This window comes from Amycolatopsis sp. cmx-11-32, from assembly GCF_047608695.1.
Lineage (GTDB): Bacteria > Actinomycetota > Actinomycetes > Mycobacteriales > Pseudonocardiaceae > Amycolatopsis.
In genome coordinates this window covers 358,128-382,789 of the sequence record NZ_JADNQN010000008.1, presented here as the reverse complement: position 1 = coordinate 382,789, position 24,662 = coordinate 358,128, and the positions used below count along the sequence as shown (strand labels likewise).

Sequence of the window (24,662 nt, the reverse complement as noted above, 5' to 3'; positions counted from 1 at the left end):
TCTCCAACAATGTCAAATTTGATCGAGGCAAATTTTACTTGCACTCAAAGAAACCTCAAACGAGGTTCACATACATAAGCTCTACTGGCTTAATTCACTAGCACACTGTTGAGTTCTCAAGCAACACACCCCGAATCACACCACACCACGCGGCCTCATCCGAAGCAGTCATTCCTAGCAGTTTTGGTGGGACACCCACTCAATCACCTTGAGGTGAGAGCTTGGTTCGTGTCCCGCGGCCACCCGGTTTCCCTGGCGACTTGGAGAACTTTACATGGCCCCCAGGGGCCCGAAACAGGGGGGTACCTTAACGACATTTACGCAGGTCAAAGGCTGGAAACCGGTCACCTCCCGACGATCACCCGGTGATCGCTCCAGGGGCACCCCAGGTGAACGCCAGGAAGAAACATTGCTCCGAGTACATTGCACCGTATTGATCTCCCCGATTGCTCCGATTAGCGTCGAGTCATGAGCACTGCGGAACTCGACGGCATCACCGTCGCCTACGACGACCTCGGCACCGGGTTGCCCGTCGTCCTCGTCCACGGCCACCCCTTCAACCGGTCGATGTGGCGTCCCCAGGCCGAACGCTTCAGCCAGGAGGGCTACCGGGTCATCACTGCTGACCTCCGCGGGTACGGCGAGACCACCGTCGTACCCGGGAAGACGGGCCTCGACGTCTTCGCCGCGGACATCGCCCGCCTCGCCGATCACCTGGGCATCGAGCGGTTCGTGCTCGGCGGCCTCTCCATGGGCGGGCAGATCGTCATGGAGTTCCACCGCACCTATCCCGAGCGCGTCCTCGGGCTCCTGCTCGCCGACACCTCCCCTCAGGAAGAAACAGAAGAGGGCAAGCGCGTCCGCAACGAGACCGCGGACCGGGTCCTCGCCGAGGGCATCGGCTGGTACGCCGACGAGGTGCTGACGAAGATGGTCTCGCCGGAGAACGTCCGCACGATGCCGGACGTGGCGGCGCACGTCCGGCGGATGATGCGCACGACTCCCCCGGAAGGAGCGGCGGCGGCGCTCAGGGGGCGGGCCGAGCGGCCCGACTACCGGGAGAGCCTCAAGAAGGTCGCCGTGCCGAGCCTGGTCGTCGTCGGGGCGGAGGACGAGTTCACGCCCGTCTCGGACGCCGAGCTGATGCGCGACCTCATCCCCGGCTCCACCCTGGCGGTGATCGAGGGCGCCGCTCACATGCCTAACCTGGAGCGCGAGGCCGAGTTCGACGCCGTGTTCGCACGGTTCCTGAAAGAAGTTGGGTGATCGTCTCCATGTCCCAGAAGACCGTTTTCGTGACCGGTGCCAGCGCGGGGTTCGGCGTCGAGATCGTCCGCCGGTTCGCCGCCGACGGCGCCAAGGTCGTCGCGGCCGCGCGCAGCAAGGACCGGCTCGACAAGCTGGCCGACGAGCTGGGTGAGGACGTCCTGCCGATCGAGCTGGACGTCCGGGACGCCGACGCGGTGGCCGCTCTCCCCGGAACGCTGCCCGCCGGGTTCGCCGAGGTCGACCTGCTGGTCAACAACGCGGGCCTCGCGAAGGGCCTCGAGCCCGCCCACCGGGCGAAGCTCGACGACTGGGACCAGATGATCGATACGAACATCAAGGGTCTCGCGCACCTCACCCGCGCGCTGCTGCCCGGCATGGTCGAGCGCGGCCGCGGGCACGTGATCAACATCGGGTCGATCGCGGGCACCTACCCGTACCCCGGCGGCAACGCCTACGGCGCGACCAAGGCGTTCGTGCACCAGTTCAGCCTGAACCTGCGCGCGGACCTGCACGGGACCGGCGTCCGGGTGACCAACGTCGAACCCGGCATGGTCGGTGGCACGGAGTTCTCCGTCGTCCGTTTCGAGGGCGACCAGGGCAAGGCCGACAACGTCTACAAGGGGACGACGCCGCTGACAGCCGCCGACGTGGCCGAGTCCGTCTTCTGGGCGGCTTCGCAGCCGGAGCACGTGAACATCAACGTCATCGAGTTGATGCCGGTGGTGCAGACCTTCTCCGCGCTGCAGATTCACCGCTCGGAGTAGCCAGTCAGGCAGAGCCTGACCGTTGAGGGTGGTGGGGCGGGGTCTGGGTGAGACCGAAAAGGGTGAAGAGCGCCTGCTGCTCCGGGCTCCGCTCGGTCAGCAGGCGCCGCGTTCGCGGGCGGCCGCCGGTGGAGGGGTAGCGCAACACCGTCTCCCCTATCCCGGCCAGGATGTCCATCAGTTCGCGGACCGACAGGTTCATCCCCGCGCGGTCGGCCTCGCGCCGCATGAGGTGGGTGACCGTCGAGGCCAGCACCGTGACCAGCGTGTGCACGGCGATCCGGTGCGGGCTCCAGTCCCAGCGCGGGGTCGGACCGGCGACGGCGGAGCCGGTCAACCAGCGGAACGTCGAGTCGAGGTGGGTCCGGGCGCGGTAGGCGGTGACGACCTCGCCGACCGGCCAGTCGTGGTCGGTGACCAATACCTGCTTGCCGAAGAACTCGTCGTGGAGCCGCGACACGGCGGCGTCGTCGACCTTCCAGGTCAGCCGGATCTCCCCCGGTCTGGTGCCTGCCATCGAGGGCGAGAGCACCCGTTCGACGCGGCGGCCGCGCGTGATCCGCGCGATTTCGGCGTTCACCTGGCTTCGGTCGCCCCGGTAGGTGCCCGCCGCCAGTGCGGCGTCGAGGCCGGCGAGTTCGCGGGTCGCGGTGCCGAGTTCGTCGCCGAACGCGCGGGCCTGCGCGTTGTGCAGGGTCTCCGAGTAGGTCAGGATCACGCGCCGCCGTACGCCCGCGACCACGGCTCTGGTGTCGAGGGCCGTCAGCCCGGCGAAGCGCTCAGGGTCGACGGGCTTGCGCGCGGACGCCGGTTTCGCCAGCAGGTCCGGATGTTCCGAGAGCGGCAGCGCGCCGACGAAATGCCGTCCGAGGTCCAGTTGCGCGGCCTGACCGGCGGTGAAGACCAGCGTGACGTCGCCCGCCGTGTACCGCTCCCGGAGGTCGTCCGCGAGCGCGGCGAACGGCGGCGCCCCTTCCCTCCGGTACGCGTGCGACGCCAGCGGGATCGCGCCGTCCTTGGTCACCACCAGCCCGAGCCCGGCGAGTTCGCAGCGGCAGGGATCGACCGTGGTGAAGGAGGCGAACTGCGGCACGTCGACGGCGAGCGCGGCGTTCCCCGTTCCCAGCCAGGACAGCACCGCGTCGGCGACGGCGGTCTCGATCCGGGTGAGCCGTTCCGGGGTGAGGCGTTGCAGCGCTCGCCAGTGATTCGCCAGATCGGCCTTCAGGAACTCGCGCGCGACGCCGTCCTCCCACCACGAGGCGAGTTCCGTGTCCGGCGCTGTCGCCCGGTGCAGGACAGCGAGCGCGAGATGCGTTCCCAAGGTGGTCGCGGCGCGCTGGGTTCCGACGGCGTCGTCGACCCTGCGAACGAAGTCGAGCCGCTTGAGCGTCGCCCACACAGCCGCGACGTCGCCGAAGGTCCGGTGCCGCGCTTCGCCGGGCGCGGAGACGTCGCCGTCCATCGCGCGCCCGATCTCCTCGGCGGTGCCGAGGTAGCGCTGGGACACCACGCGGGGCTCGCCGTCGACCCGCGCGGAGGTGACGAGGTAGTAGTACGTCCGCCCACCGACCTTCTTGCCGATCACCGAGGCCATACTTTAGGTAATACACCCCGGCCCGCTGATCGGCAACCCAGATCGCGCTCTGACCAGCGAAAACAGTGACGACAGCCGTGTGGGTCACGTGGTGGCGGGATGCGCACTGGCAGCTGGAGCGAGTCCGGCCATAGCGTGCGGGAATGGCATCCGATGCTGACGTGAACACCCCCACCACCACCGCGATGCGCCGGTCGCTCGCCAGGGCGCGCGACGGGAAGACCCTCGACCTCACCGAGGCCTCGATCCTGCTCCAGGCGCGCGGCGACGATCTCAAGACGCTGTCCGAGCACGCCTCCCGCGTCCGTGACGCCGGCCTTGTCGCGGCCGGTCGTCCCGGCGTGGTCACCTACAGCCGTTCGGTGTTCATCCCGCTGACCCGGTTGTGCCGGGACCGGTGCGGTTACTGCACTTTCGCGACCGTCCCTGGTCGCGTCGAGTCACCGTTCCTCTCCCCCGACGAGGTCATCGACATCGCGCGCAAGGGTGCCGCGATGGGCGTCAAGGAAGCGCTGTTCACCCTCGGTGACCGTCCGGAGGACCGCTGGAAGGCGGCGAAGGACTGGCTCGACGCGCACGGCTACGACGACACGTTGTCCTATGTCCGCGCGATGGCGATCCGGGTGCTGGAGGAGACCGGCGTCCTGCCGCACCTCAACCCGGGCGTGCTGACCTGGCAGGACTTCCAGCGGCTCAAGCCGGTGTCGGCGTCGATGGGCATGATGCTGGAGACGACGGCGAAGCGGCTCTACACCGAGAAGGGCGGCCCGCACTACGGCTCGCCCGACAAAGACCCCGACGTCCGCCTGCGCGTTCTCGAAGACGCCGGCCGCAGTTCGGTGCCGTTCACGACGGGCATTTTGATCGGCATCGGTGAGAACTTCGAGGAGCGCGCCGACGCGCTGTTCGCCATCCGCAAGGTCGCGAAGACCTACGGCGGCATCCAGGAAGTCATCGTGCAGAACTTCCGAGCGAAGCCGGACACGAAGATGCGCGCGACCCCGGACGCCGATCTCGAAGAACTCGCCGCGACCATCGCCGTCGCGCGGCTCGTGCTCGGCCCGAAGATGCGCATCCAGGCGCCGCCGAACCTCATCGGCCAGCAGTACGAACTGATGCTGAACGCGGGTATCGACGACTGGGGTGGCGTCTCCCCACTGACCCCCGACCACGTGAACCCCGAGCGCGCGTGGCCGCGGATCGACGAACTCAAACGCCGCACCGAGGCACTCGGGTTCACCGTGCGCGAGCGGCTCCCGATCTACCCGGAGTACGTCAAGACCGGCGAACCGTGGCTGGACCCGCGGATGAACGCGCATCTCGCGCCGCTGACCGAGGCCGAGACCGGGCTCGCGATCGAAGAGGCCTTCCCGGTGGGCATCCCGTGGCAGGAGCCGGACGGCGGCTGGCAGGAGGCCGGGCGCACCGATCTGCACGTCGAGGTCGACACCATCGGCCGCACGGAAGACCGGCGCGGCGACTTCGACTCGGTCTACGGCGACTGGGCGGAGATCAAGGGCAACATCAAGACCGCGCCGCAGCGGTTCGACACCGACATCCGGGATGCTTTGCGCAGCGCGGAAAAGAACCCCGCCGGGCTGTCGGACGACGAGGCTTTGGCGCTGCTGCACGCCGACGGGCCGGAGCTGGACGCCTTCACCGAGATCGCCGACGACCTGCGCCGCGAAGTGAACGGTGACGACGTCACCTTCGTCGTCACGCGGAACATCAACTTCACCAACGTCTGCTACACCGGTTGCCGGTTCTGCGCGTTCGCCCAGCGGCGCACCGACGCCGACGCGTACACCCTTTCGCTGGAGCAGGTCGGCGACCGGGTCGACGAGGCGTGGGCCGCCGGCGCGACCGAGATCTGCATGCAGGGCGGCATCCACCCGGATCTGCCGGGCACCGCGTACTTCGATCTCGCGGCCGAGGTGAAACGCCGTCAGCCGGACATCCACCTGCACTCCTACAGCCCGATGGAGGTCGTCAACGGCGCTTCGCGGACGAACCTCTCCATCGAGGACTGGCTCGCGCAGGCGAAGGCGTCCGGTGTCGACTCGCTGCCGGGCACGGCGGCGGAGATCCTCGACGACGACGTCCGCTGGGTGCTGACCAAGGGCAAGCTGCCGACCTCGGAGTGGATCAACGTCGTCACCACCGCGCACAAACTCGGCATCACGACGACGTCGACGATGATGTACGGCCACGTCGACACCCCGGCGCACTGGGTCGGGCACCTGAAGCTGCTGGCGAAACTGCAGCGGGAAGGCCTGGAGCGCAACGGGCGACGCGGGTTCAGCGAGTTCGTGCTGCTGCCGTTCATCCACCAGAGTTCGCCGATCTACCTCGCCGGGCTCGCCAGGGCCGGGACGACGCTGCGCGAGAACCGCGCGGTGCACGCGCTGTCCCGGTTGCTGCTGCACGGGACGATCGACAACATCCAGAGTTCCTGGGTGAAACTCGGCGAAGAGGGCAGCCGCGCGGTGCTGCGAGGCGGGGTCAACGACATCGGCGGGACACTGATGGAGGAGACGATCAGCCGGATGGCGGGTGCGGCCAACGGGTCGTACAAGACGATCAGCGACATGCGCACGATGGTCGAGCCGCTGGGACGTCCGCTGCGGCAGCGGACCACCGAGTACGGCACGCCGACGGCGGAGCGGATCGCCGCGGCCGCCACGTCGGACGGCGTCGCGACCGCGGTCCGGCGGCCGTTGCTGCCGCTTGTCACCACCTGACGAAAAGTCCGTGAAGGCCCCCTTACCCGCGTACAGTTCGGGGCGAGGGGGCCTTCACGTTCCGTGTGTCACCGCTCACAAGGAGCGGGAGCCCCCGGCGTTTTCTGTGCTAAACCCGAGAATCACTTCCGGGCAGCCGAGAGGACGTCGATGACCGCGAGCGCAGTCCGGGTGGCCGACACCGCCCGCTATCCGTTGTCCGAACCGGGAAGCCCCGCCTGGCGCGAAATCGTTTCCCGGACCCGCGCCGAACTGCGGGAAACGGGCTGCAGTGTGCTGGCCGACTTCATCCGCCCGGAGCTGCGTGACGTCCTTCGCCACGAAGGCGGGCAGATCGCACCGGAGGCGTACGCGAGGATCGAACGGGTCAACGCGTACAACACCGCCATCGACACTCCGTTGCCGGAAGGCCATCCCGGCCGCACGATCATGGAACGCGGCAACGCCTTCGTGGCACGCGACCAGATCCCGGCGACCGCGATCATCCAGCAGCTGTATTCGAGCCACGAGTTCCAGCGGTTCGTGGCCGACTGCTTCGAACTCCCCGTCCTCTACGAACTCGCCGATCCGCTGTCCGGTCTTGTCCTCAACGTGATCGAACCGGGCCGCTCCCATCCGTGGCATTTCGACACCAACGAGTTCACCGTCAGCATGCTCACGCAGGAGGCCGCAGACGGCGGAGTCTTCGAATATTGTCCGAACATCCGCTCGGAGAAGGCTGAGAACTTCGACGACGTCCGCGCGGTCCTGGCGGGCGAAGGCGATCACATGATCCGTCGGCTCACTCTGCGTCCCGGTGATCTTCAGCTGTTTCGCGGACGTTTCTCCCTGCACCGCGTGAGTAGTGTTCTAGGAGCAACAGCACGCCATTCCGCGATCTTCGCCTACAGCGAACGTCCTGGGGTCACCGGCAGTCCGGAGCGGACTAGACAGCTGTTCGGCCGGGTCCTGCCCGAACACGTCGCGTCAGCGGCCGTCCGGGGCGATCAGCTGCTCGACTAAGTCAGGAGCCCGGCCCGTGCCTTTGGATTCGACCGGCAAGATCTCCTTCGACCACATCTACACCGAGCCCGATCCGCGTGCCTTCTACGACACCTTGCGCAGGCTTGATTACAACATCCCTCAGCAGGCCAAAGCCTATTTCGCGAAGCTGATCGACGAGTACCGCGCCGAAGCCGACGTCAAAGTGCCGACAGTGCTCGACCTCGGCTGTTCCTACGGCGTCAACGCGGCGTTGTACCGGTGTGACACCTCGATGGAGGGGCTGTACGACCACTACGCGGACGGCGAGTCACTGAGCCGGGACGACCTGATCGCGCACGACCGGCGGATGGTCGAGAGGCTCGCCGTCGGCGACGGAGTCCGCTTCATCGGCCTCGACACCTCGGCGCCCGCGCTGGACTACGCGCTCGCCGCGGGCTTCATCGACGACGCGATCCACGCGGATTTGGAGAGCGAAGACCCGACGGAGGAGCAGCGTGCGCTGCTGGCCGGCGTCGACATCGTCATCTCGACCGGCTGCATCGGCTACGTCACGGAGAAGAGTCTCGTGCGGATCGCGCGGGAGAACCGGCCGTGGATGGCGCATTTCGTCCTCCGGATGTTCTCCTACGAACCGGTCGCCGCGAGCCTCACCGATCTGGAGTACGACACCGCCGGGGTCGACGGCGTCTTCCGGCAGCGAAGGTTCGCTTCGCAAGAGGAACGAACGCAGATCCTGGACAATCTGTCCATCGCGGGTGTCGACCCGCGTGGGCTGGAAGCCGACGGCCGGCTGTACGCGCGGCTGTTCGTCTCCCGGCCGAACGGCGCGGCCGGCGGGCTCGCCTCCGCGCTGAACGCCCTGCCCCTTCGAGATCAAGGATGATCGTGAGCAGTCCGGAACTGTCCACCCGCACGTTCGGCAACGAGGACGTCCTGCCGCGGGTTCCTGTCCCCAGCCTGGAGGACACCTGCCGCCGGTTCCTCGAGTGGTGCTCGCCGCTGCTCACCCCCGGTGAGCTCGCGGAGACCGAAGGCGCCGTCGCCGAGTTCCTCGCGGAAGGAAGCCCGGCGCACGAACTGCAGAGCGCGCTCGAGTCCTACGACAGCCGTGAAGGCGTCCAAAGCTGGCTCGACACCTTCTGGCCGTACCGCTACCTCGGCCGCCGCGACCGGATCGCGCTCAACGCGAACTTCTTCTTCCTGTTCTCCGAGTCCCCGCTGGGGCAACTGGAACGGGCGGCCGAACTGGCCGCGTCGGCGGTGGACTACAAGCTGAAGCTCGACGAGGAACTGGTGCCGCCGATCGTGCTGCGCGGGCAGCCGCAGTCGATGGTGCAGCACAAGTACTTGTTCTCGGCGACGCGGATTCCCGGTGCCGTGCAGGACACCGCGCGCACGCCGTACCGCGAGGAGTGGCCAGGGCCGTCGAGGGCGCGGCACATCGTGGTGTTCCACCGCGACACCCCGTTCCGGATGGACGTCATCGCGCCGGACGGCCGCCCCTATTCCCCCGAACAGCTGGCCGCGGGACTGCAGGCGATCGTGAAGTCCGAGACTTTCGTCGAGGATCCCGAGACCGCCGCCGGGCACTTCACCACCAAAGCAAGGGCGGAATGGGCGGCGACGCGCGAAGCGTTGCTCACCGCCGGGAACGCGGCCGCGCTCGACGACATCGAAACCGCGTTGTTCTGTTTGTGCCTGGAGGACTTCACCCCGGCGGACACGCAGGAGGCGTGCGACAAACTACTGCACGGCGACAGCGGCAACCGCTGGTTCGACAAGGCCGTCTCGCTGATCGTGTTCGAGGACGGCACGGCGGGGATCAACGTCGAGCACTGCGAACTGGACGGGACCACGATCCTCGGGTTCACCGACGCGGTGCTGAGCGGGACGCGGCTGGAACGGGCGCCCGCCGACGGCGTCCCGGCGACCGAGGTCATCGAGTTCGTCTTGGGTGACGCGCTTCGCGAGGACGCCCGTGCCGCGGCAGCGGCCTTCGCCGCGTACGCCGATGCGACCGCTACGAAGACGGTGTCCTTCACCGACTTCGGCGCGAAGCGGGCGAAGGAGTTGGGGATGTCCCCCGACGGCTTCGCGCAGATGGCGTATCAGCTCGCGCACAAGCGCGCGAAGGGGATCACCGGCACGACTTACGAGTCGATCGCGACGCGGCAGTTCCAGAACGGGCGCACCGAAGCGATGCGTGTGGTGACGCCCGAGGTGCAGTGGTTCGTCAGGGTGATGGACGACTCGAACGCGGACCGGCAGACGCGTCAAGCGGCCTTCCGCGCGGCGGCCGCGAAGCACGTCACGCGGGCGAAGGAATGTCAGGCGGGCGACGCGCCGGAGCAGCACCTATGGGAGCTGCAGCTGATCCAGAAACGGCGCGGCGTCGAGGAACCCCCGGCGCTGTACTCGTCGCCGGGCTGGCTGAAGATGCGCAACGACTACCTGAGCACCAGCTCGGCGCCGTCGGTGAACATCCGGTACTTCGGTTTCGGGTCGACCAGCCCGCAGTGCATCGGCGTCGCGTACGTACTGCTGCCGGATCGGCTGAACGTCTACCTGTGCACGCCGAAGCACGTGGCGCACGAGATGGAGCTGTTCGCGGCGGAACTCGCCACGGCGGTCGCGGAATTGCAGGAGTTGCTCGCCTGATGTCGCCTGCCCAGTCTCCCGCGTGACTCACGTGAGTCCGGCGAACGGGCCGGTCACTGGGCAACTAGTGAGGGGTAAGGGCAAAGGTGGTGTCAGCTGAGAGGGTGTGTGGAAAGAGGGACGTTGAGTGTCCCTCTTTCCACACACCCGCTCCGGATCCGGTGGTCATAAGGCACGCGGTCCGGCATCGGGACCGATCATCGGCACCGCGTCCGCGGGCTGTCTCGACACGGGCGTCACGGTGAAGTCCGGGCCGGTCGAGGCCGCGCTGGGACATCGGGCGATCGTCTTGACACAGACCAACTGCGGCACGGCACCGCAGACGACCGAGCCAGGCGCGAAACTGCTGTCGGTCGTCGCGGCCAAGGGCGACCCGGAACAGCAAATCACGGTCGACACCGATCTGACGTTTGTGACGAGACCGCACGGCTCTGCGACGGTTCCGCACCGGCTGGCGGCGAGCGCGGCGGAGCGCCCTTACGATCGGTGAGCATTTCGATCTTGGGAGACCCATGCCGCGCATCCTGCTCGTCGAAGACGACGAAGCCCTGGCCGAAGCGCTCACGCTGGCGCTGAAAGTACTCGGGCACGACGTCGTCGTCGCCCCGACCGGGGAGCGGGCGCTGGAGGTGCTGTTCACCGACCGGCTCGAACTCGAGTTCGTGCTGCTCGACGTGATGCTGCCCGGGATGGACGGCTTCGAGGTCTGCCGCCGGATCCGCGCGCGCAGCAGGCTGCCGCTGGTACTGCTGACCGCGCGCGGCGATCCGATCGACGTCGTCGCCGGGCTGGAATGCGGCGCCGACGACTACGTGGTCAAACCCGCCGAACCGCGGGTGATCGACGCCCGGCTCAAGGCGATCGGCCGTCGCGCGGTCACCGCTCCCGGCCCGTCGGCGGGGACGCTGCGGATCGGGCGGCTGGAGATCGACGCCGCCGCGATGAGCGTGACCCGCGACAACTTCGAACTGGCGCTTACCGCGACCGAGATCCGCCTGCTCGTCGAGTTCGCGGAGCATCCGAACCAGGTGCTGAGCAGGCAGACGCTGCTGAAACGGGTCTGGGACTACGGCTACGTCGGCGACTCGCGGATCGTCGACGCGGCGGTCGCGCGGTTGCGGGCCAAGGTCGAGGACGATCCGGCGAATCCCGTGGTGCTGAAGACGGTGCGCGGCCTCGGCTACCGCCTGGTGGACCAGTGAGGCGGCCGTCCTTCGGGCTCCGGACGAAAGTGACGGCGGCGGTCGTGCTGGTGACCACGACGGCGACCGCGGTGATGGTCTTCAGCGCGTCGAAACTGCAAGAAGCGGACACCGTCGACAGCTTCGTCTTCAGTGCCAAGATGACGTTCGGGGCGATGTTCGAACAGTCATGGCGCGGGCTCGAAGCGGTGATGGACAACAGACTCACCCTGAACGAGTTCGCCGTGGCGATGTCCGACAGGACGCACGAGTGGGCGCTGTTCACCAAGCGGCCCGATGGCTCGGCGGAGCTGGTGAACTTCGCCTCGACCGACTTCTGGTACCGGCCGCAGCCCGTGCCGGTCCGCGTCGGCGATCGACTGGGGCTCGTGGCGTCGATCGAGGATCGGGTGCTGGTCCGCACCGCGAAGACGATGGATCTGCTGACGGCGACCACCGTCGACCCGGAAACCGGCAGGCGGCTCCTCGTGGTCAGCGGGAATTTCGTCGACTACTGGGTGGTGCAGTTCTTCGACCTCACCCCGCTGGACATCGATCTGGCCGCGCAACGGCGGAAGCTGGTGTACATCGCGCTCGGCGTGACCGCGCTCGGCGTCCTCGCGGCCGTGTTCGCCGCGTGGAACATCCAGCGGCCGGTGCGCCGCGTCACCTCCGCCGCCCGCGACCTTGGCAACGGTGCCTTCGAGGTGCGCGTCCCGGTGAAAGGCCGTGACGAACTCGCCGATCTCGCCGACTCGTTCAACATCATGGCCCAGCGGGTCAGCGAGTCGATCGAGGACCTGCGCGCCAAGGACCGCCAGCAGCAGCGTTTCGTCGCCGACGTCGCCCATGACCTGCGGACCCCGCTCGCCTCGATGGTCGCCACGGTCGACACGCTCGGCAGCGCCACCCCCGTGACCCGGACCCGCGCGACCGAACTGCTCGGCACGCAGACCCGGCGGCTGGCGCGGCTCGTCGAGGATCTGCTGGAGATCTCCCGGTTCGACGCGGGTTCCGCCGATTTCCGGCCCGAACCGGTCGAGTTGCCCGCGCTGGTCGAAGACGCGATCGAGGTCAGCGTGCCGGGGGCGGCCGTCGAGGTCACGAGCACCGGGGACACCACCGTCTTCGCCGACCCGCGCCGCGTCCACACCGTCGTGGGCAACCTGCTGGCCAACGCCGCCCGGCACGGCCGTCCTCCGATCACCGTGTCCATCGACGGTTCTCCGGGCACCGTGACGATCAGGGTCTCCGACTCCGGACCGGGGGTCCCCGAGGACCTGCTCCCGATCTTGTTCGACCGGTTCGTCCGGGGCGATCAAGCCCGTCAGGCGACCGAAGGCAGCGGGCTCGGACTGGCGATCGCCAGGGAGAACGCGCTGATCCACGGTGGGTCCTTGGAAGTCCGCAACGACCGCGGCGCCGTCTTCACCGTAAGCCTTCCACGGGTGTCACCAGCGTGAGCCCGCGTGGCGCGTAACCGTCGAAGTACGGCATCGGGACGTGCGTGAGGATCAGGAAGAGCGCGGTCAGCACGCCCATCTGGGACAGCCGCAGTTCTCGACGACCGAGCCAGAGCCACAGCACGACGACGAAGTTGGTCACCAGCAGGAAGCCCCAGCGGGCGTCGTCCCAGCCGCCGAACGCGAGCAGCGCCGGCGCCGTGATGGCGGCTACGGGCACCGCGGCCGCGAGGGTCGGGCGGTGCAGGAACAGAAAGCCGCCGGCCACCACGATCACGATCGGCACCAGGTACAGCAGCACGTTGGTGATCGAGTACATCCGCCAGCTCTCGGCCTGCGTGCGCCCGAACAGGTCCAGCGCGTCGACGCGGTAGGCGAAGTCCGCTCCTGCCAGCGCCTGCCGAAGCTTCTCGACGGCGCTGGGAGCGGACGGCGGCAGCGCGAGGATCACCGTTCCGAGCACCGCGGGCGGAGTGAGTAGCGCGCAGGCGCGGCGGAACGGGAATCGCCGCAGTAAAACGAAACCGAACACCGGCAGCACGGTCAGCAGCGCGATCTCGTGCACTGTCACCGAAAGCGCCATCAGGACACTCGCGAGCACCGGCCGGTTCCGGCGCAGCGCCCACAAAGCTCCGAACAGCAGCAGATACAGCACCTGGTCGAAATAGCCGATCTCGTGGAACAGGTAGCCGCCCGTCGGCAGCAGGAGCCAGGCGACGATCAGCAATCGACGGCTTTCGGTGCGGCTGCGGAAGAACGCGATCGCCACGGCTGTCAGAAGTCCACCGAGGACGGCGGAACTCGCGACGACGAAGACCAGATAGTCGTGGCCGAACGGGTACAGCAGCGTGCCGACGAGGAAGCGCCGGTGGAAGCCGTCGTACAGCGAGACCGACTGCAGGGTCGCCGCCCAGTTCCCCGGTGACCGGAACCCGGTGTACCCAGCGACGAGGACGGCGACCGCGAACAGGGCCGTGATGCTCCGCCGCGGGGTCTTCTCAGGAGCGGGAGCCGGGGCCCGTTCGAGCAAGGTGGTCATGACGCCAAGCTAGGAACGGGGCGTGCGGCCACCGTGACCGAAGATCAACGGTTCCGCACGACTTCGCTACATCGTCGTGTAAGTCAGGAAGGCCCGCTCGGAACCGGCGGCCACGAACGCGGTCCGTGCCTTGCCGGTCGCGGGAAGCTCGCAGGAGAGCCACGCCACGCCAGTGGGAAGGAGTGCCTCCAGCGACTCCGGTACAGCCGGGGCACCGGCGTGGCATTCCTTGCCGCTCATCACCTTCGACACGGCTTCGAGACGCAGCTGCACCACAGCGGACAATCGGAGATCGGTCGGACCAGGCGCCTCGATACGGCCTTCGGAGACGCCCACCCTCTCCTCGACCCAGGACGCCTCGACGATCTCGCCGACCTCCGGGAACTCCTCGGCGACCGGCGCCGGATCGGTGTGGACGGCGGCTTTTTCTTCCGGTTCTTCCGGCGGTGCCGGGTCACAGGCCGCGGTCAGCACGACCGCGGCCACGACCAGCGTCTTCCCCACAGTGAGCATGGGGACATCTTCGCTCAGACGGTGAGCTTCGGGAGATAGGCATGACCCTGGTGCCGGTAGGGCGCCCACGAGGCGACGAGGTTCGGAGATGTGGACCTGTCAGCGGGTTCCGTGTGCCGGCCCGAGCGTGCACTTCCCGGCGACGACGTCGATGAACGCCGAGGTCAGCGGGTCGGGCGCGCTCCGGCAGTAGGCGGCCAGTGTGCGCCGGATCGCCGGTTCGGGCCGCAGGACGCGACCGTGGAAGCCTGGGGGCAGCACGTTGGCCGGGACCAGCGCCGGACCGAGACCCGCCGCCGCGAGGACCGGGGCCGCCGCGGTCTGTTCGGTCCGGACCGCGGCCCTCGGCTGGAATCCCGCCGCGGCGCAGGCCTGGTCGACGAGGTCGGCCAGGCCGTTGCCCGGCGCGTAGTGCACCCAAGCGCAGTCGGCGAGGGTCGCGAGGTCGACGACGCCGGTGCCGTCGTCCTCACGCGGTCCGTCGATCGGCAGGACGACGACGAACTCCTCGGTGCCGAGTTCGCGTACCGGCCCTACCCAGCCCGACGGGACCGGGCCGACCGCGACATCGGCCTCCCCCGCCGCCATGGCGTCCCGGAGTTCGTCCGCGTGCCGGAACTCCACCAGCCGGACGTCGACGTCCGGCCGCTCCCTGCGCCACACCCGCAACGCCGAGGGCAGGACACCGAGACCGACCGAGTAGACCGTGGCGATCTGCAGTTCCCCGGCTTGCAGCCCGGACGCCTGCCGGGCCGCGCACCGCGCGCGATCGGCGTCGGCGAGGGTGGCGCGGGCGTGCGGCAGCATGGCGCGTCCCATCGGCGTGAGCCGGACACCGCGCGGCAGGCGTTCGAGCAGCGGGCCGCCGACACCCTTCTCCAGCGCCCGCACCTGATGCGACAGCGCGGGCTGCGTCACGTGCAGCAACTCCGCGGCCCGGGTGAAGGAGCCGGTGTCGACGACGGTCACCAGGTACTCGAGCTGCCGCAAGCTGGTCATAAAGAGAGTTTATCGAAGCGGTGATATCTATGCCTTGGACTTATCCTCCTGGCGAGTCCAGGCTCGATGACATGAACGAAGAACGCAAGGTCGCACTGGTCGCCGGAGCCAACGGGGTCATCGGCAAGAACCTGATCGAGCACCTGGAGACCCAGTCCGACTGGCGGGTCATCGGCCTGTCGCGGCGCGGCGGCCCCGGCCAGATCGCCGTCGACCTGCTCGACGCGGAAGGCACCCTGGCGAAGCTCGGCGACCTGGACGACGTCACGCACGTGTTCTACGCGGCTTATGTCGACAAGCCGACCTGGGCCGAGTTGGTCCCGCCGAACCTGGCGATGCTGACCAATCTCGTCGACGCGATCGAGCGGGCCGCGCCCGGTCTGCGCCACATCAGCCTCATGCAGGGCTACAAGGTCTACGGCGCCCACCTCGGCCCGTTCAAGACCCCGGCGCGCGAATCCGACGCCGGGCACATGCCGCCCGAGTTCAACGTGGACCAACAGCAATTCCTGGAGCGGCGGCAAGACGGGAAGACCTGGACGTGGTCGGCGATCCGGCCGTCGGTGGTCGGCGGTACCGCGCTGGGCAACCCGATGAACCTCGCGCTGGCCATCGCCGTCTACGCGTCGATCTCGAAGGAACTCGGCCTGCCGCTGCGCTTCCCCGGCAAACCCGGCGCGTACGACAGTCTCTTGGAGATGACCGACGCCGGGCTGCTGGCGAAGGCCACGACCTGGGCGGCGACCGGCTCGACGAACGAGGCGTACAACATCGCGAACGGTGATCTGTTCCGGTGGAGCGAACTCTGGCCTCGGATCGCCGCGTACTTCGGCCTGGAGGTCGCGCCGCCGCTGCCGATGTCGCTGGGCGTCGTCATGGCGGACAAGGAAGAACTCTGGACCGCCATCGCCGCGAAGTACGGGCTGGAGGTGCCGTACGGCGCAGTTTCGTCGTCGTGGGGCTTCGCCGACTTCGTGTTCGGCTGGGACTACGACATGTTCGCGGACGGTTCGAAGGCCCGGAGGGCCGGTTTCCACGAATACGCCGAGACGTCGGCGATGTTCTTCCGGCTGTTCGACGAGTTCCGGAAGGCGAAGGTGATCCCGTGATTTCGAGGGCTGAGCTGAAGGGGACTTTCCCCGCATGCGATGCGATGAAAGCGCCCTTCACCGCGTGAGACGAGGGGAAAGTCCCCTTCAGCCCCGCCCGAGGTACGGCATCGTGGTCGCCGTGATGGTCAGGAACTGGACGTTCGCGTCCAGCGGCAGCCCGGCCATGTACAGCACGGCGTCCGCGACGTGCCGGGCGTCGAAGGTCGGCTCGGTTCTGACGCCGCCATCGGCCTGCGGGACGCCGCCGGCCATCCGCAGCGTCATCTCGGTGGCCGCGTTGCCGATGTCGATCTGTCCACAAGCGACATTCCAGGCCCGGCCGTCGAGGGAGATCGACTTCGTCAGCCCGGTGACCGCGTGTTTCGTCGCGGTGTAGGCGATGCTCGCCGGACGCGGGGCGTGCGCGGAGATCGAACCGTTGTTGACGATCCGGCCGCCGCGCGGTTCCTGCGTCTTCATCAGCCGTACGGCCTGCTGCGCGCACAGGAACATTCCGGTCAGGTTGGTGTCGACGACGCGTTTCCAGTCCGCGAAGGACAGTTCGTCGACCGTCCCGCCCACCGACACGCCCGCGTTGTTCACCAGGAGATCCAGCCGTCCCCACTCCGCGCGCACCGCCTCGAACAACGCGGCGACGGAATCGGGATCGGCGACATCGGTGGGCACGGGAAGCGCTCCCGCGTCCCCATCGGCGGTCTCGGCCAGCGCGTCCGCGCGGCGGCCCGCGAGCGCGACCCGGTAGCCCGCGCCGAGTAGCGCGCGGGAGATCTCCCGGCCGAGTCCGGAGCCCGCCCCGGTGACGACCGCGGTCTTGCCGTTGCCCATCGATCCTCCTCGCAGACCGTACCGGACCGATCCGGCTCGGTGCTTGTTTTCCGATTACCCGCGTCCGTTCAGGCTAGCGGGCGCCCGCCGGGATAAAACGTTCACCCGGCGGCCGTCGCGCCTTCATGAAAAACGGTAACCCCTTCACCGCGTCGGGGCGATTTTACAGACGTGCCCAGGGGGAATTCACACCGTTCACATCGTCGCCGGAGCGGTGAACGGTGAAGAAGAATCCACGCTTTCAGCTGGTCCAGACCGGCGAAGAGACCATCCGATGGCGTCTGCTCGGCGGCAACAACGTGTCGTTGGGCTCGGCCCCCGCCGACTATCCGCGGGCCGAGGAATGCCTTGTCGCGATCACCTGGCTCAGCACGCACATAGTCGAGCTGACCAGCGATTTCAGTCATCTCAGCGGAGGTCGCTGGCGCTGGCGCCTGCATACGGACAACCGGATCGTGGCGATCGCCAGCCACGCGTACGGGCGACGTATCGAGGCGCAGCGCGGGCTCGACCGTTTCCGGTCCGCCACCGCCGAGGCGGCGATCGGTGAAGGGATCGAGACCATAGCCGATTGGCGCCGGAAATACCGCCGCAATTCCGCCGGAAATTCACCGAATCGTTTTCCGTGACGGCCCATCACGGAAAGTGCGTTCCCTGGAGATTAACCACCAAGACGTCGGGCGGGAACGCGAAGCACCGTCGCAGGACAGTGTTACGGAGCGAGGATTGCGGCAAGTCACGGAATCCCGTGACGACTTGGGGACTAGAGAAAGAGTGCAAACAAGATGCGTGCTCGTACCACTCGGTTTCTCGGCGCCACCGCGATCGCCGCGTGTGCCTGCCTCACCCTGACCGGCACCGCCTCGGCGGTCGCCCCGGCCAACGGCCTCGAAGAGGTCATCGCCGCGGCAGGCTCGGACACCACCACCGACATCACCGGCGCGATCCTCGCCGACGCCAACACCGCGGCGTCCAAGGCGGCCTGGAACACCGACCCCGACAACTACGTCAACGTGCCGCCGCTGCTTTCCGGCACCCAGACGTTCACCGTTCCGGCCGACCCGTTCGCCGACCAGGTCGTCTACAGCACGAGCAACCCGGCCCCGAACGGTTCCTCGCAGGGCAAGGCCGCGCTGAAGGCTTCGGCCGAGGCGCTCAACGGCAAGATCGACATTGCGCGGTCGTCCTCGGCGCGTAGCTCGTCCGACCCGTCGACCTTCGAGTTCTACGCGTTCGCCACCGACGGTGTCACCTGGGCCTCCTCGGCCACCGGTTCGGGTGCGGGCCTGTCATTGACGCTGGCGCAGCTGCGCGGCATCTACAGCGGTTCCATCACCAACTGGAACCAGGTCGGTGGCGCCAATGCCGCCATCGTCGTCTACCTCCCGCAGACCGGTTCCGGCACGCTGAGCTTCTTCACCGGCACCGTCCTCGGCTTCGACCCGACCACCAAGCCGGTCACCATCAAGCGTTTCCAGGAGCACGACGGCAACTCCATCGCCGCCGCCGACCGCTCCCGGGCGATCGCGCCGTTCTCCATCGCGCAGTGGATCGCGCAGGGCAACGCGGTGACCCCGGACAAGCGTGCGGGCTTCACCGTCAACCCGCTGACCGGCGCCGGTTTCAACGGCTCCCCGGTCGCCGGTTCCGCCGGCAACTACACCCCGGCGTTCACCACGGCGTTCCTGGGCTCGCGCAGCGTTTTCAACGTGGTCGACAGCCGCACCCCGAGCTACGACCAGGCCAAGCGCGCCGTCGGTTTCGACAACGGCGACTCGGCCTCGACCGCCAGCCGCCTGTGCGGTGGCGCGTACGCCGCCAAGATCAAGCAGTACGGCTTCCTGACCGTCTCGGGCCCGAACGGCCTGTCCTGCGTCAAGTCCTGACTGTGCTGAAATGACAACGAGAACGGCCCGGCGTGCTCTCGCACACCGGGCCGTTCTTCTCGCTGTCGTGCTAATTCTTCGGGGCGACGCCCAGCGCGTCGAGCGCCGGACCGGTCATGATCACGCCGGCACCGGTCACCGGGTCGAAGCCCGGGGCACCGAGGTCGATCGCGGACGACGTCAGCGCCGTCCGGATCTGCGCCGGGGTGGCGGTCGGCTTGCCCTGCAGCAGCAGCGCCGCGATGGCCGCGGCACCCGGCGCGGCGGCGGAGGTCCCGAAGAACGGCTGGAAGCCGCTCACCGAGGTCGCCACCCCGTCGGCCGCGGTGATGTCCGGCTTGTTCCGCGTCGCACCACCGGTCGAGGACACGTTGCCGGGGGTGATCACCGAACCGTCCGGGTGGTAGAACTGGTGGCGCAGACCGTCCGAAGTGAACCGCTCCCCTTTGCTGGCGCCGGTGAACAGGCCGGGGAACGGGCCGGTCGGGTTCGCCGGGTCACCGGTCTCGAGCGCGCGGCCGAAGGCACCGGCGGCCGGGGCGGCCGCGACACTGAAGGCGTTGACCGCGGCCGAGTGACCGGAAGTGACGCCGTTCGTGCTGAAGGCTTTCAGCGAACCCGAGGCGACGAAGCGGCCACGGATCACGTTGAGCGCGATGAACCGGTCGGCGCCGCTGTACTTGACCACGGCGACCTTGAAGCCCGAGCCGGTGGCCGGGACCTGGGCGATCTCGTACGGGTTCTGCGTGCCGTTCTGCGAGCCCTCGCTGGAGGCGACGACCGAACCGGACGAGTTCAGGACGAACAGGTCGTAGTCGCTGGTGGCCTTGCCCCACGGGTCGGACCAGAACAGGGTGACGTAACGGCCGAGCGAGCCGGGCGAAAGCGCGTTGTAGAGCTGGGTCGTGCCGCTCGGGTCGAAGTCGTGCGGCGTACCGGTGATCCCGGAGACTTTGGTGCTGGAGCCGCGGAAGTCGCCTTCGTAGTAGCCGCTGGTGCCGTCGGTGAGGTTGCCCGAGTTCCCCGCTGAGGAGAAGTAGAGCGCGCCCGCGGCGGTCACGTCGTTGACGGCCTTCGCGACCGGGCCGTCCTGGAACGGCGACTCGTCGAAGTAGGAGACGTCGTCGACGATGATCGTGCATTTGCCGGTGGTGCGCAGCGCGCGGATGTTGTCGGCGAAGCTCTGCTCGCTGGTGAACGCGGTCGCGAAACCGAGCGCGGCGCCGGGCGCCATGTCGTGGATGATCTCCAGCATCGCGGTGCCCTCGTCTCCGCTGCCCGCCTGGCCGGGGAGGACGTCGACGGCCGGGAGCTCACCGGCGGTCTGGGACGCCTGGAGCGACTTGATGCCGTCCGAGAGCACGCAGACCTTCTGGCCCGCGCCGGTCACGCCGTACTTGGTGCGGGCGGTGTCGGAGCCGTGTGCCTTGTCGCCCTCGGCGACCTGCGGCGCGGCGGCCGCGTTGGCGGCGGGGGCCTGACGGCGGTCCTGCGGCGCGGACTCGTTCCAGGTCATCGCCTGGGAAGCGGCCTTGACCTCGGCGACGTCGCCGCGGCCGGCGATCGTGTCGACGGCGTTCAGCGGGAGGTCGGCCCGGACAGCGCCGGCGGGCGAGGCGTAGCGCACGGTGCCGCCGGCCGCCTTGACAGCGTTCACGAGCGACTGGCCGGTGCCCTTGATGTCCACCGCGACGGTGCCGGCGTTGCTCACGCCCAGCCCGGTCCGGTACTCGGGAAGTTTGCCGGCCAGGCCCTTGTCCGCGCGAAGGCGCTTTTCGATGACGAGCTGGCTCGACTGCTTCCGCTCAGCCGGGGTGAGGCTCCGCTTGATGCTCTGCAGTGCGGTGATCCCGGCCTGGGTGCGGGCCTCCTCCGACGGCTGGGCACCGGAAACCGCGGTCGACAGCAGCAACGCACCGACCGCGACCGGAACCGAGCATGTGACCACTCGGCTGAATCTGCTCATCGAACTCTCCCTGTGTTCAGCAATCCAGTCGCGCTCCGGCTCAAAGCACGCTGATGGCGTGACACTCCGTCAGAAGAATTCCTCCGGTTGCCCGAATGAGTTACCCCTGACCGGGTGTAATGGGGAGAATCTAAAGAGCTGTCAGTGAGGAGTCCACCGACCAAAGTCGGGAACGGGTGAAGATCCACATCCTGGGAACGAGTCCGGCCCGAAAAGACCGAAATCCCGGATCAAGCCCAGGCCGGAAACAGTCGCCAAAGCGCCAAGGCCGCGAGCGCGCCCAGCGTGAGCAGGACTGGTCCGGTGATGACATAGGTCGAAACCGGACGCCAACGGCGATAAAGGAAAGTCGCCCCGGCCGCCGCCGCCACGAATCCGCCGAAGGCCAGCACCAGCCCGGCCCACGCGTCGCCGTCACCGGTCCGGCCGTCCCGCGCGTCCGCCCTGCCGTTCTGCGGGGTCGGCTTGAACGGCCTCCCCTCCAGGACGGCGGTCACCACGGTCGCCTCTTCCGAGGCCAGTGGCCACCACGACGCCGACGTCACCAGCGTCAGCCGGTCGTTTTCGGTCTTGCCGTAGTCGGCCCCCTCGTCGAGGGGTCGAGTGGCCGTGTCCGTCACCAGGTAGACGGACTTGCCCTGCGTCGTCGCGACGACGATCTCGTCACCCTTCTCCAGGGTGTCGAGCGAACCGAACGGGCCGCCGAAACCGGCGTTGCGACCGGCGATCACGGCGTTGCCCGGCTGCCCCAGCCCGGCCGTCCCCGGCACGTGGCCGGGACCGGAAGCGGTCTCGCCGCTCGACGCGCCCTCGATGACGACCTGCTGCACCTTCAGGACAGGAATCTCCATGACCGCGACCGGCTTGCCGAACTCGACCGGTTTGGCGGGCGGGGCGGCACCGAACAGGCTCTGGCTGGCGCCCAGCGCCACATCCATCTCGCCGCGGATCCCGGTCAGCGCCTTCCGCTGGTCACTCGACTGCAGCATCGGGCCGAGCGCGTAGACGACCAAGGCCAGTGCCACCAGGGTGGTGACCAGCCAGGCGAAGACGACCGCGCCGATCCAGCCGGGACCGAACCGCAGGAAGTGCTCCTCCTCGACGTCTTCCGGCGCCGTCTGCCGGTCTTTTACGGAAGTGCTCACGCGACGCCGCCGGACCGCTTGCCCCGCAAGAGGCCGAACAGCATGGCGAACGCGGCGCCGATCTCGGCCAGCGCCCTGGTCAGCCACGTCGGCACCGGTCGCCCGGCCGCGAGGTACGCCGTCGCGGACGGGAGCGTCGCCAGGATCACCAAGGCCACCAAGGGAATGAGGGCACCCAGCGCCCCAGCCCCCGCGAACTTCGGGATGTCGATGGAGTCGGCGAGATTCTTCGCCGCGGCGACGCTTTCCGGAGTCGGCGCGGCGGCGGGAACGGGTCCGGTGGCGGCCGCGGCCGGCGTCTCGGCGGTCGAACCGGGACCACCGGAGGGATTGTTCGGCAAGAAGTTGACAGCCGGCGTCGCGCCGGTGGCTCCCGGCTGTGGCGGGTTCTTCGCCTCTTCCTTCTCCTGGCAGGCCTTTTCGGCCGTACCGGTGCCGATCTTGGCGACGCGCGCGGCGGCGGTGGCGGCCAGACCCGGGCTCAACCGGGCCAGACCGGGAGGAAGAAGCGCCTGCCCGTAACCGGCCGCGAGGTTGACGAACGACTTCAACTGGTCCTGCTTCTCCGTCATCGGCTTGCAGGTCGCGTCGATCAGCGGATTGACCGGGGCGGCCAAATATTCGACGAAGGTGAGCGGGTACGCGCCGTCCTTGGTCACGGTGCCGACCTCGGCCGTTCCGTCGGGGCCGATCTTCATCGTGTCGGCCGCCAGCTGAAGGCTCTGCTCGGTCGGCGCGACGAAGTTCCCCTTGCCGTCAGGGAGCGCCACCGGTGTCCAGCGGTTGACGGTCGCCGTGGCGAGATCGGTGATCACCCAGTTCACACAGCCGCCGTCGCAATCGCTTCCCCGCCCGGCGACGGCGTTGTCCACGGTCTTGCGCACCGACAGTTGACCCGTCTTCGCATCGACGTTGTGCACCTGCGACTTGCCGGGATCGAGCGCGCTCAGATCGGCGATCACACCGGGGGACTTCCCGTCCAGGTCACCGAAGTAGTCCGAGCCCAGCACCGGGAAGACCCAGGCCTCCGGCGCGGTCCCGGCGAGGACCTTGCTCAGGGCGAACGGGATCGTCCCCGGTCCCGACTCCCCGGTCACCCCGAAGAAGTCGGCGCTTCCGTTGTAACCGGACCGGCGGTTCGCCGCGACCACCCCGGCGGGCTGGCCATCCTTGATGGCCGAAAGCCCGGCATTGCGGTCGACCAGCGGGGCACCGTTCTTGAAGATGCCGCCCCGACCGGCGGCGTCGGGGTTCTGGCCGCCCTTGGTGAACATGTTCGCCAGTTCGTCGTTGGTGAACGACGTCGTGCTGGTGAGCTTCGAACCGAGAGGGTTTCCGTCGTCATCGACATCGGTCGGAGACCAGCCGACCGCGGCGATCACCGCCGCGTTGACCCCGACCGGGACGTACTCCCTCGACCGGACGGTCTGGGCGGCCAGCGCGTTCCCGCTTCCGGTGATCATGAGATCGGAAGCACCCTTGTCGAACGCGGTCAGCCCGGTGTCTTCGGTCTCACTCACGATGTTGGCGGGCTGGTCGGCCTGGGTGGGAGCGCACAACGCCTGGTTCCAGGCGACCGCGGCCCGCCCGAGCCGCTCCGGCATGCTGGCGTTGAGCGTATGCCTGCCGATCCCCTTGCAGCCCTTGACTCCGATACCCGGCAGGTACGGGGTGAACTTGATCGAGTCGTCGACCCAGGTCACCGGCTTGCCCGTGGCGTCCTGCGCGGTGATCTGGATCGTGACGCTGCAGGGATTGTTCTCGTCACAGGTGAAGGAGAACTGCCTCCTGGTCTTCGCGCCGGTCGCCGGATCGACGACCGCGGGGTTGTCCGCCCACGGGACCTTGGGGAACCTGTCCCCGGGATTCACCGCTTTTTCGTAGGTGGTGTAGAGCGGATCCCAGGACACGGGATGCGGTCGCAAGGTACCGCGCGGGATCGTGGTGTCGAAAACGATGTCGCCGGTCGTGCTGCTCCGCACCCTTTCCATCGACTGCATACCCGCGTTCTTGCCGGCGAATTCGTCACCGAATTCGTCTTGGCAATAAGCCTGCACCCTGGTGAGAAGTGTGCTGTCTTTCGGCCACGGCGGCACGAAGGCCCTTTTCACCAGGTTGTCCGGCACATCCTTCGGACAGATGACGAGTTTCGCCCTCGCTCCCTTGGGCAAACCGGAAAGGGTGATCCGCACCGGGTCGCCGTTCTGGACAGCCGAGAGATCGGCGGGTTCGGTTTTGAGTCGGTACGGCGGGTCGGCGGGCGCCTGTGCCTGCGCGGCGGGAACCGACACACCCGCGACCGCCAGTATCCCGCAGATCAGCACGATACCGACGCGTCTTGCGCGGACCAGGAACACGGACGACTCCCCAAGTTTCACGAGACCCAAAGTCCCCGAGCCACCCGTCGGGGGTCAACCGGCTCGGACCGTCCGCCGCACTGATTCACAAACGCCCCGTCGGGCGTTCTCCGCGTGGACACCTTTCCCGGACGCGGGCACCACATACTGGCCGCATCGAGGG

Annotated in this window: 20 protein-coding genes; 12 read left to right on the top strand and 8 right to left on the bottom strand. The window is 68.2% G+C overall.

Annotated features, from left to right (window positions below; translation table 11 throughout):
* The first annotated feature begins 468 nt into the window (after positions 1-468).
* Positions 469-1,266, top strand: a complete 798-nt coding sequence (locus ACM6LR_RS25365) for an alpha/beta fold hydrolase (protein ID WP_414944631.1) — start codon at positions 469-471, stop codon at positions 1,264-1,266.
* A gap of 8 nt (positions 1,267-1,274) precedes the next feature.
* The gene (locus tag ACM6LR_RS25360) at positions 1,275-2,033 is read left to right on the top strand and encodes an SDR family oxidoreductase (RefSeq protein ID WP_414944630.1); all 759 of its coding nucleotides are present in this window, start codon (positions 1,275-1,277) and stop codon (positions 2,031-2,033) included.
* A gap of 4 nt (positions 2,034-2,037) precedes the next feature.
* Here ACM6LR_RS25360 and ACM6LR_RS25355 read toward each other — a convergent pair whose 3' ends face one another.
* On the bottom strand, positions 2,038-3,630 hold the full coding sequence (locus ACM6LR_RS25355) for a transposase (RefSeq protein WP_414944629.1): 1,593 nt from the start codon (positions 3,628-3,630) through the stop codon (positions 2,038-2,040).
* A gap of 143 nt (positions 3,631-3,773) precedes the next feature.
* Between ACM6LR_RS25355 and ACM6LR_RS25350 the strand changes: the two genes are divergently transcribed.
* The 7 genes from ACM6LR_RS25350 (at position 3,774) to ACM6LR_RS25320 (ending at position 12,657) form a co-directional block, all read left to right on the top strand.
* Positions 3,774-6,371, top strand: a complete 2,598-nt coding sequence (locus ACM6LR_RS25350; RefSeq protein WP_414944628.1) for a bifunctional FO biosynthesis protein CofGH — start codon at positions 3,774-3,776, stop codon at positions 6,369-6,371.
* Between the two features lie 150 nt (positions 6,372-6,521).
* The gene (locus tag ACM6LR_RS25345; protein WP_414940978.1) at positions 6,522-7,373 is read left to right on the top strand and encodes an arpA protein; all 852 of its coding nucleotides are present in this window, start codon (positions 6,522-6,524) and stop codon (positions 7,371-7,373) included.
* A 16-nt stretch (positions 7,374-7,389) separates the two neighbouring features.
* Entirely contained in the window at positions 7,390-8,238 is an 849-nt protein-coding gene (locus ACM6LR_RS25340) for a class I SAM-dependent methyltransferase (RefSeq protein ID WP_414940979.1), read from the top strand.
* On the top strand, positions 8,235-10,013 hold the full coding sequence (locus ACM6LR_RS25335) for a choline/carnitine O-acyltransferase (RefSeq protein WP_414944627.1): 1,779 nt from the start codon (positions 8,235-8,237) through the stop codon (positions 10,011-10,013). Before ACM6LR_RS25340 ends, ACM6LR_RS25335 begins: the two co-directional genes overlap by 4 nt.
* A 127-nt stretch (positions 10,014-10,140) precedes the next feature.
* Positions 10,141-10,503, top strand: a complete 363-nt coding sequence (locus ACM6LR_RS25330; protein WP_414944626.1) for a hypothetical protein — start codon at positions 10,141-10,143, stop codon at positions 10,501-10,503.
* Positions 10,504-10,525: 22 nt separating this feature from the next.
* Positions 10,526-11,215, top strand: coding sequence for a winged helix-turn-helix domain-containing protein (locus ACM6LR_RS25325; protein ID WP_414940982.1), 690 nt, complete (start codon positions 10,526-10,528; stop codon positions 11,213-11,215).
* Complete coding sequence (locus tag ACM6LR_RS25320; protein WP_414940983.1) at positions 11,212-12,657, top strand: ATP-binding protein; 1,446 nt, start codon at positions 11,212-11,214, stop codon at positions 12,655-12,657. Before ACM6LR_RS25325 ends, ACM6LR_RS25320 begins: the two co-directional genes overlap by 4 nt.
* Here ACM6LR_RS25320 and ACM6LR_RS25315 read toward each other — a convergent pair.
* From ACM6LR_RS25315 to ACM6LR_RS25305, 3 genes are all read right to left on the bottom strand, one after another.
* Positions 12,623-13,696 (bottom strand): hypothetical protein, encoded by a 1,074-nt coding sequence (locus ACM6LR_RS25315; protein WP_414940984.1) that lies wholly within the window; start codon positions 13,694-13,696, stop codon positions 12,623-12,625. The two genes, ACM6LR_RS25320 and ACM6LR_RS25315, sit on opposite strands and share 35 nt — an antisense overlap.
* A gap of 66 nt (positions 13,697-13,762) precedes the next feature.
* A complete protein-coding gene (locus ACM6LR_RS25310; protein ID WP_414940986.1) occupies positions 13,763-14,209 on the bottom strand; it encodes a hypothetical protein in 447 nt (148 codons plus the stop codon).
* Between the two features lie 99 nt (positions 14,210-14,308).
* A complete protein-coding gene (locus ACM6LR_RS25305) occupies positions 14,309-15,208 on the bottom strand; it encodes a LysR family transcriptional regulator (RefSeq protein ID WP_414940987.1) in 900 nt (299 codons plus the stop codon).
* A 71-nt stretch (positions 15,209-15,279) separates the two neighbouring features.
* Here ACM6LR_RS25305 and ACM6LR_RS25300 point away from each other — a divergent pair, with 71 nt between their 5' ends.
* Entirely contained in the window at positions 15,280-16,317 is a 1,038-nt protein-coding gene (locus ACM6LR_RS25300; RefSeq protein ID WP_414944625.1) for an SDR family oxidoreductase, read from the top strand.
* 87 nt (positions 16,318-16,404) lie between these two features.
* On the opposite strand, the gene ACM6LR_RS25295 is transcribed toward ACM6LR_RS25300, so the two are convergent.
* Positions 16,405-17,145: an SDR family oxidoreductase gene (locus ACM6LR_RS25295; protein WP_414940989.1), complete on the bottom strand. Its 741-nt coding sequence runs from the start codon at positions 17,143-17,145 to the stop codon at positions 16,405-16,407.
* A 221-nt stretch (positions 17,146-17,366) separates the two neighbouring features.
* On the opposite strand from ACM6LR_RS25295, the gene ACM6LR_RS25290 reads away from it, so the two are divergent.
* On the top strand, positions 17,367-17,774 hold the full coding sequence (locus ACM6LR_RS25290) for a DUF1508 domain-containing protein (RefSeq protein WP_414944624.1): 408 nt from the start codon (positions 17,367-17,369) through the stop codon (positions 17,772-17,774).
* A 156-nt stretch (positions 17,775-17,930) separates the two neighbouring features.
* Positions 17,931-19,031, top strand: a complete 1,101-nt coding sequence (locus ACM6LR_RS25285; RefSeq protein WP_414940991.1) for a substrate-binding domain-containing protein — start codon at positions 17,931-17,933, stop codon at positions 19,029-19,031.
* A 70-nt stretch (positions 19,032-19,101) separates the two neighbouring features.
* On the opposite strand, the gene ACM6LR_RS25280 is transcribed toward ACM6LR_RS25285, so the two are convergent.
* The 3 genes from ACM6LR_RS25280 to ACM6LR_RS25270 form a co-directional block, all read right to left on the bottom strand.
* Complete coding sequence (locus ACM6LR_RS25280; RefSeq protein WP_414944623.1) at positions 19,102-20,997, bottom strand: S8 family peptidase; 1,896 nt, start codon at positions 20,995-20,997, stop codon at positions 19,102-19,104.
* A gap of 230 nt (positions 20,998-21,227) precedes the next feature.
* Positions 21,228-22,142, bottom strand: a complete 915-nt coding sequence (locus ACM6LR_RS25275; RefSeq protein ID WP_414940994.1) for a sortase — start codon at positions 22,140-22,142, stop codon at positions 21,228-21,230.
* Positions 22,139-24,499, bottom strand: a complete 2,361-nt coding sequence (locus tag ACM6LR_RS25270) for a hypothetical protein (protein ID WP_414940995.1) — start codon at positions 24,497-24,499, stop codon at positions 22,139-22,141. Before ACM6LR_RS25270 ends, ACM6LR_RS25275 begins: the two co-directional genes overlap by 4 nt.
* Between the last annotated feature and the right edge of the window lie 163 nt (positions 24,500-24,662).

Bases quoted from the DNA above. Each gene is read 5' to 3' on its own strand.
- ACM6LR_RS25365 (WP_414944631.1), top strand. From the start codon at position 469: ATGAGCACTGCGGAACTCGACGGCATCACCGTCGCCTACGACGACCTC.
- ACM6LR_RS25360 (WP_414944630.1), top strand. From the start codon at position 1,275: ATGTCCCAGAAGACCGTTTTCGTGACCGGTGCCAGCGCGGGGTTCGGC.
- ACM6LR_RS25355 (WP_414944629.1), bottom strand. From the start codon at position 3,630: ATGGCCTCGGTGATCGGCAAGAAGGTCGGTGGGCGGACGTACTACTAC.
- ACM6LR_RS25350 (WP_414944628.1), top strand. From the start codon at position 3,774: ATGGCATCCGATGCTGACGTGAACACCCCCACCACCACCGCGATGCGC.
- ACM6LR_RS25345 (WP_414940978.1), top strand. From the start codon at position 6,522: ATGACCGCGAGCGCAGTCCGGGTGGCCGACACCGCCCGCTATCCGTTG.
- ACM6LR_RS25335 (WP_414944627.1), top strand. From the start codon at position 8,235: ATGATCGTGAGCAGTCCGGAACTGTCCACCCGCACGTTCGGCAACGAG.
- ACM6LR_RS25325 (WP_414940982.1), top strand. From the start codon at position 10,526: ATGCCGCGCATCCTGCTCGTCGAAGACGACGAAGCCCTGGCCGAAGCG.
- ACM6LR_RS25315 (WP_414940984.1), bottom strand. From the start codon at position 13,696: ATGACCACCTTGCTCGAACGGGCCCCGGCTCCCGCTCCTGAGAAGACC.
- ACM6LR_RS25310 (WP_414940986.1), bottom strand. From the start codon at position 14,209: ATGCTCACTGTGGGGAAGACGCTGGTCGTGGCCGCGGTCGTGCTGACC.
- ACM6LR_RS25305 (WP_414940987.1), bottom strand. From the start codon at position 15,208: ATGACCAGCTTGCGGCAGCTCGAGTACCTGGTGACCGTCGTCGACACC.
- ACM6LR_RS25300 (WP_414944625.1), top strand. From the start codon at position 15,280: ATGAACGAAGAACGCAAGGTCGCACTGGTCGCCGGAGCCAACGGGGTC.
- ACM6LR_RS25295 (WP_414940989.1), bottom strand. From the start codon at position 17,145: ATGGGCAACGGCAAGACCGCGGTCGTCACCGGGGCGGGCTCCGGACTC.
- ACM6LR_RS25285 (WP_414940991.1), top strand. From the start codon at position 17,931: ATGCGTGCTCGTACCACTCGGTTTCTCGGCGCCACCGCGATCGCCGCG.
- ACM6LR_RS25280 (WP_414944623.1), bottom strand. From the start codon at position 20,997: ATGAGCAGATTCAGCCGAGTGGTCACATGCTCGGTTCCGGTCGCGGTC.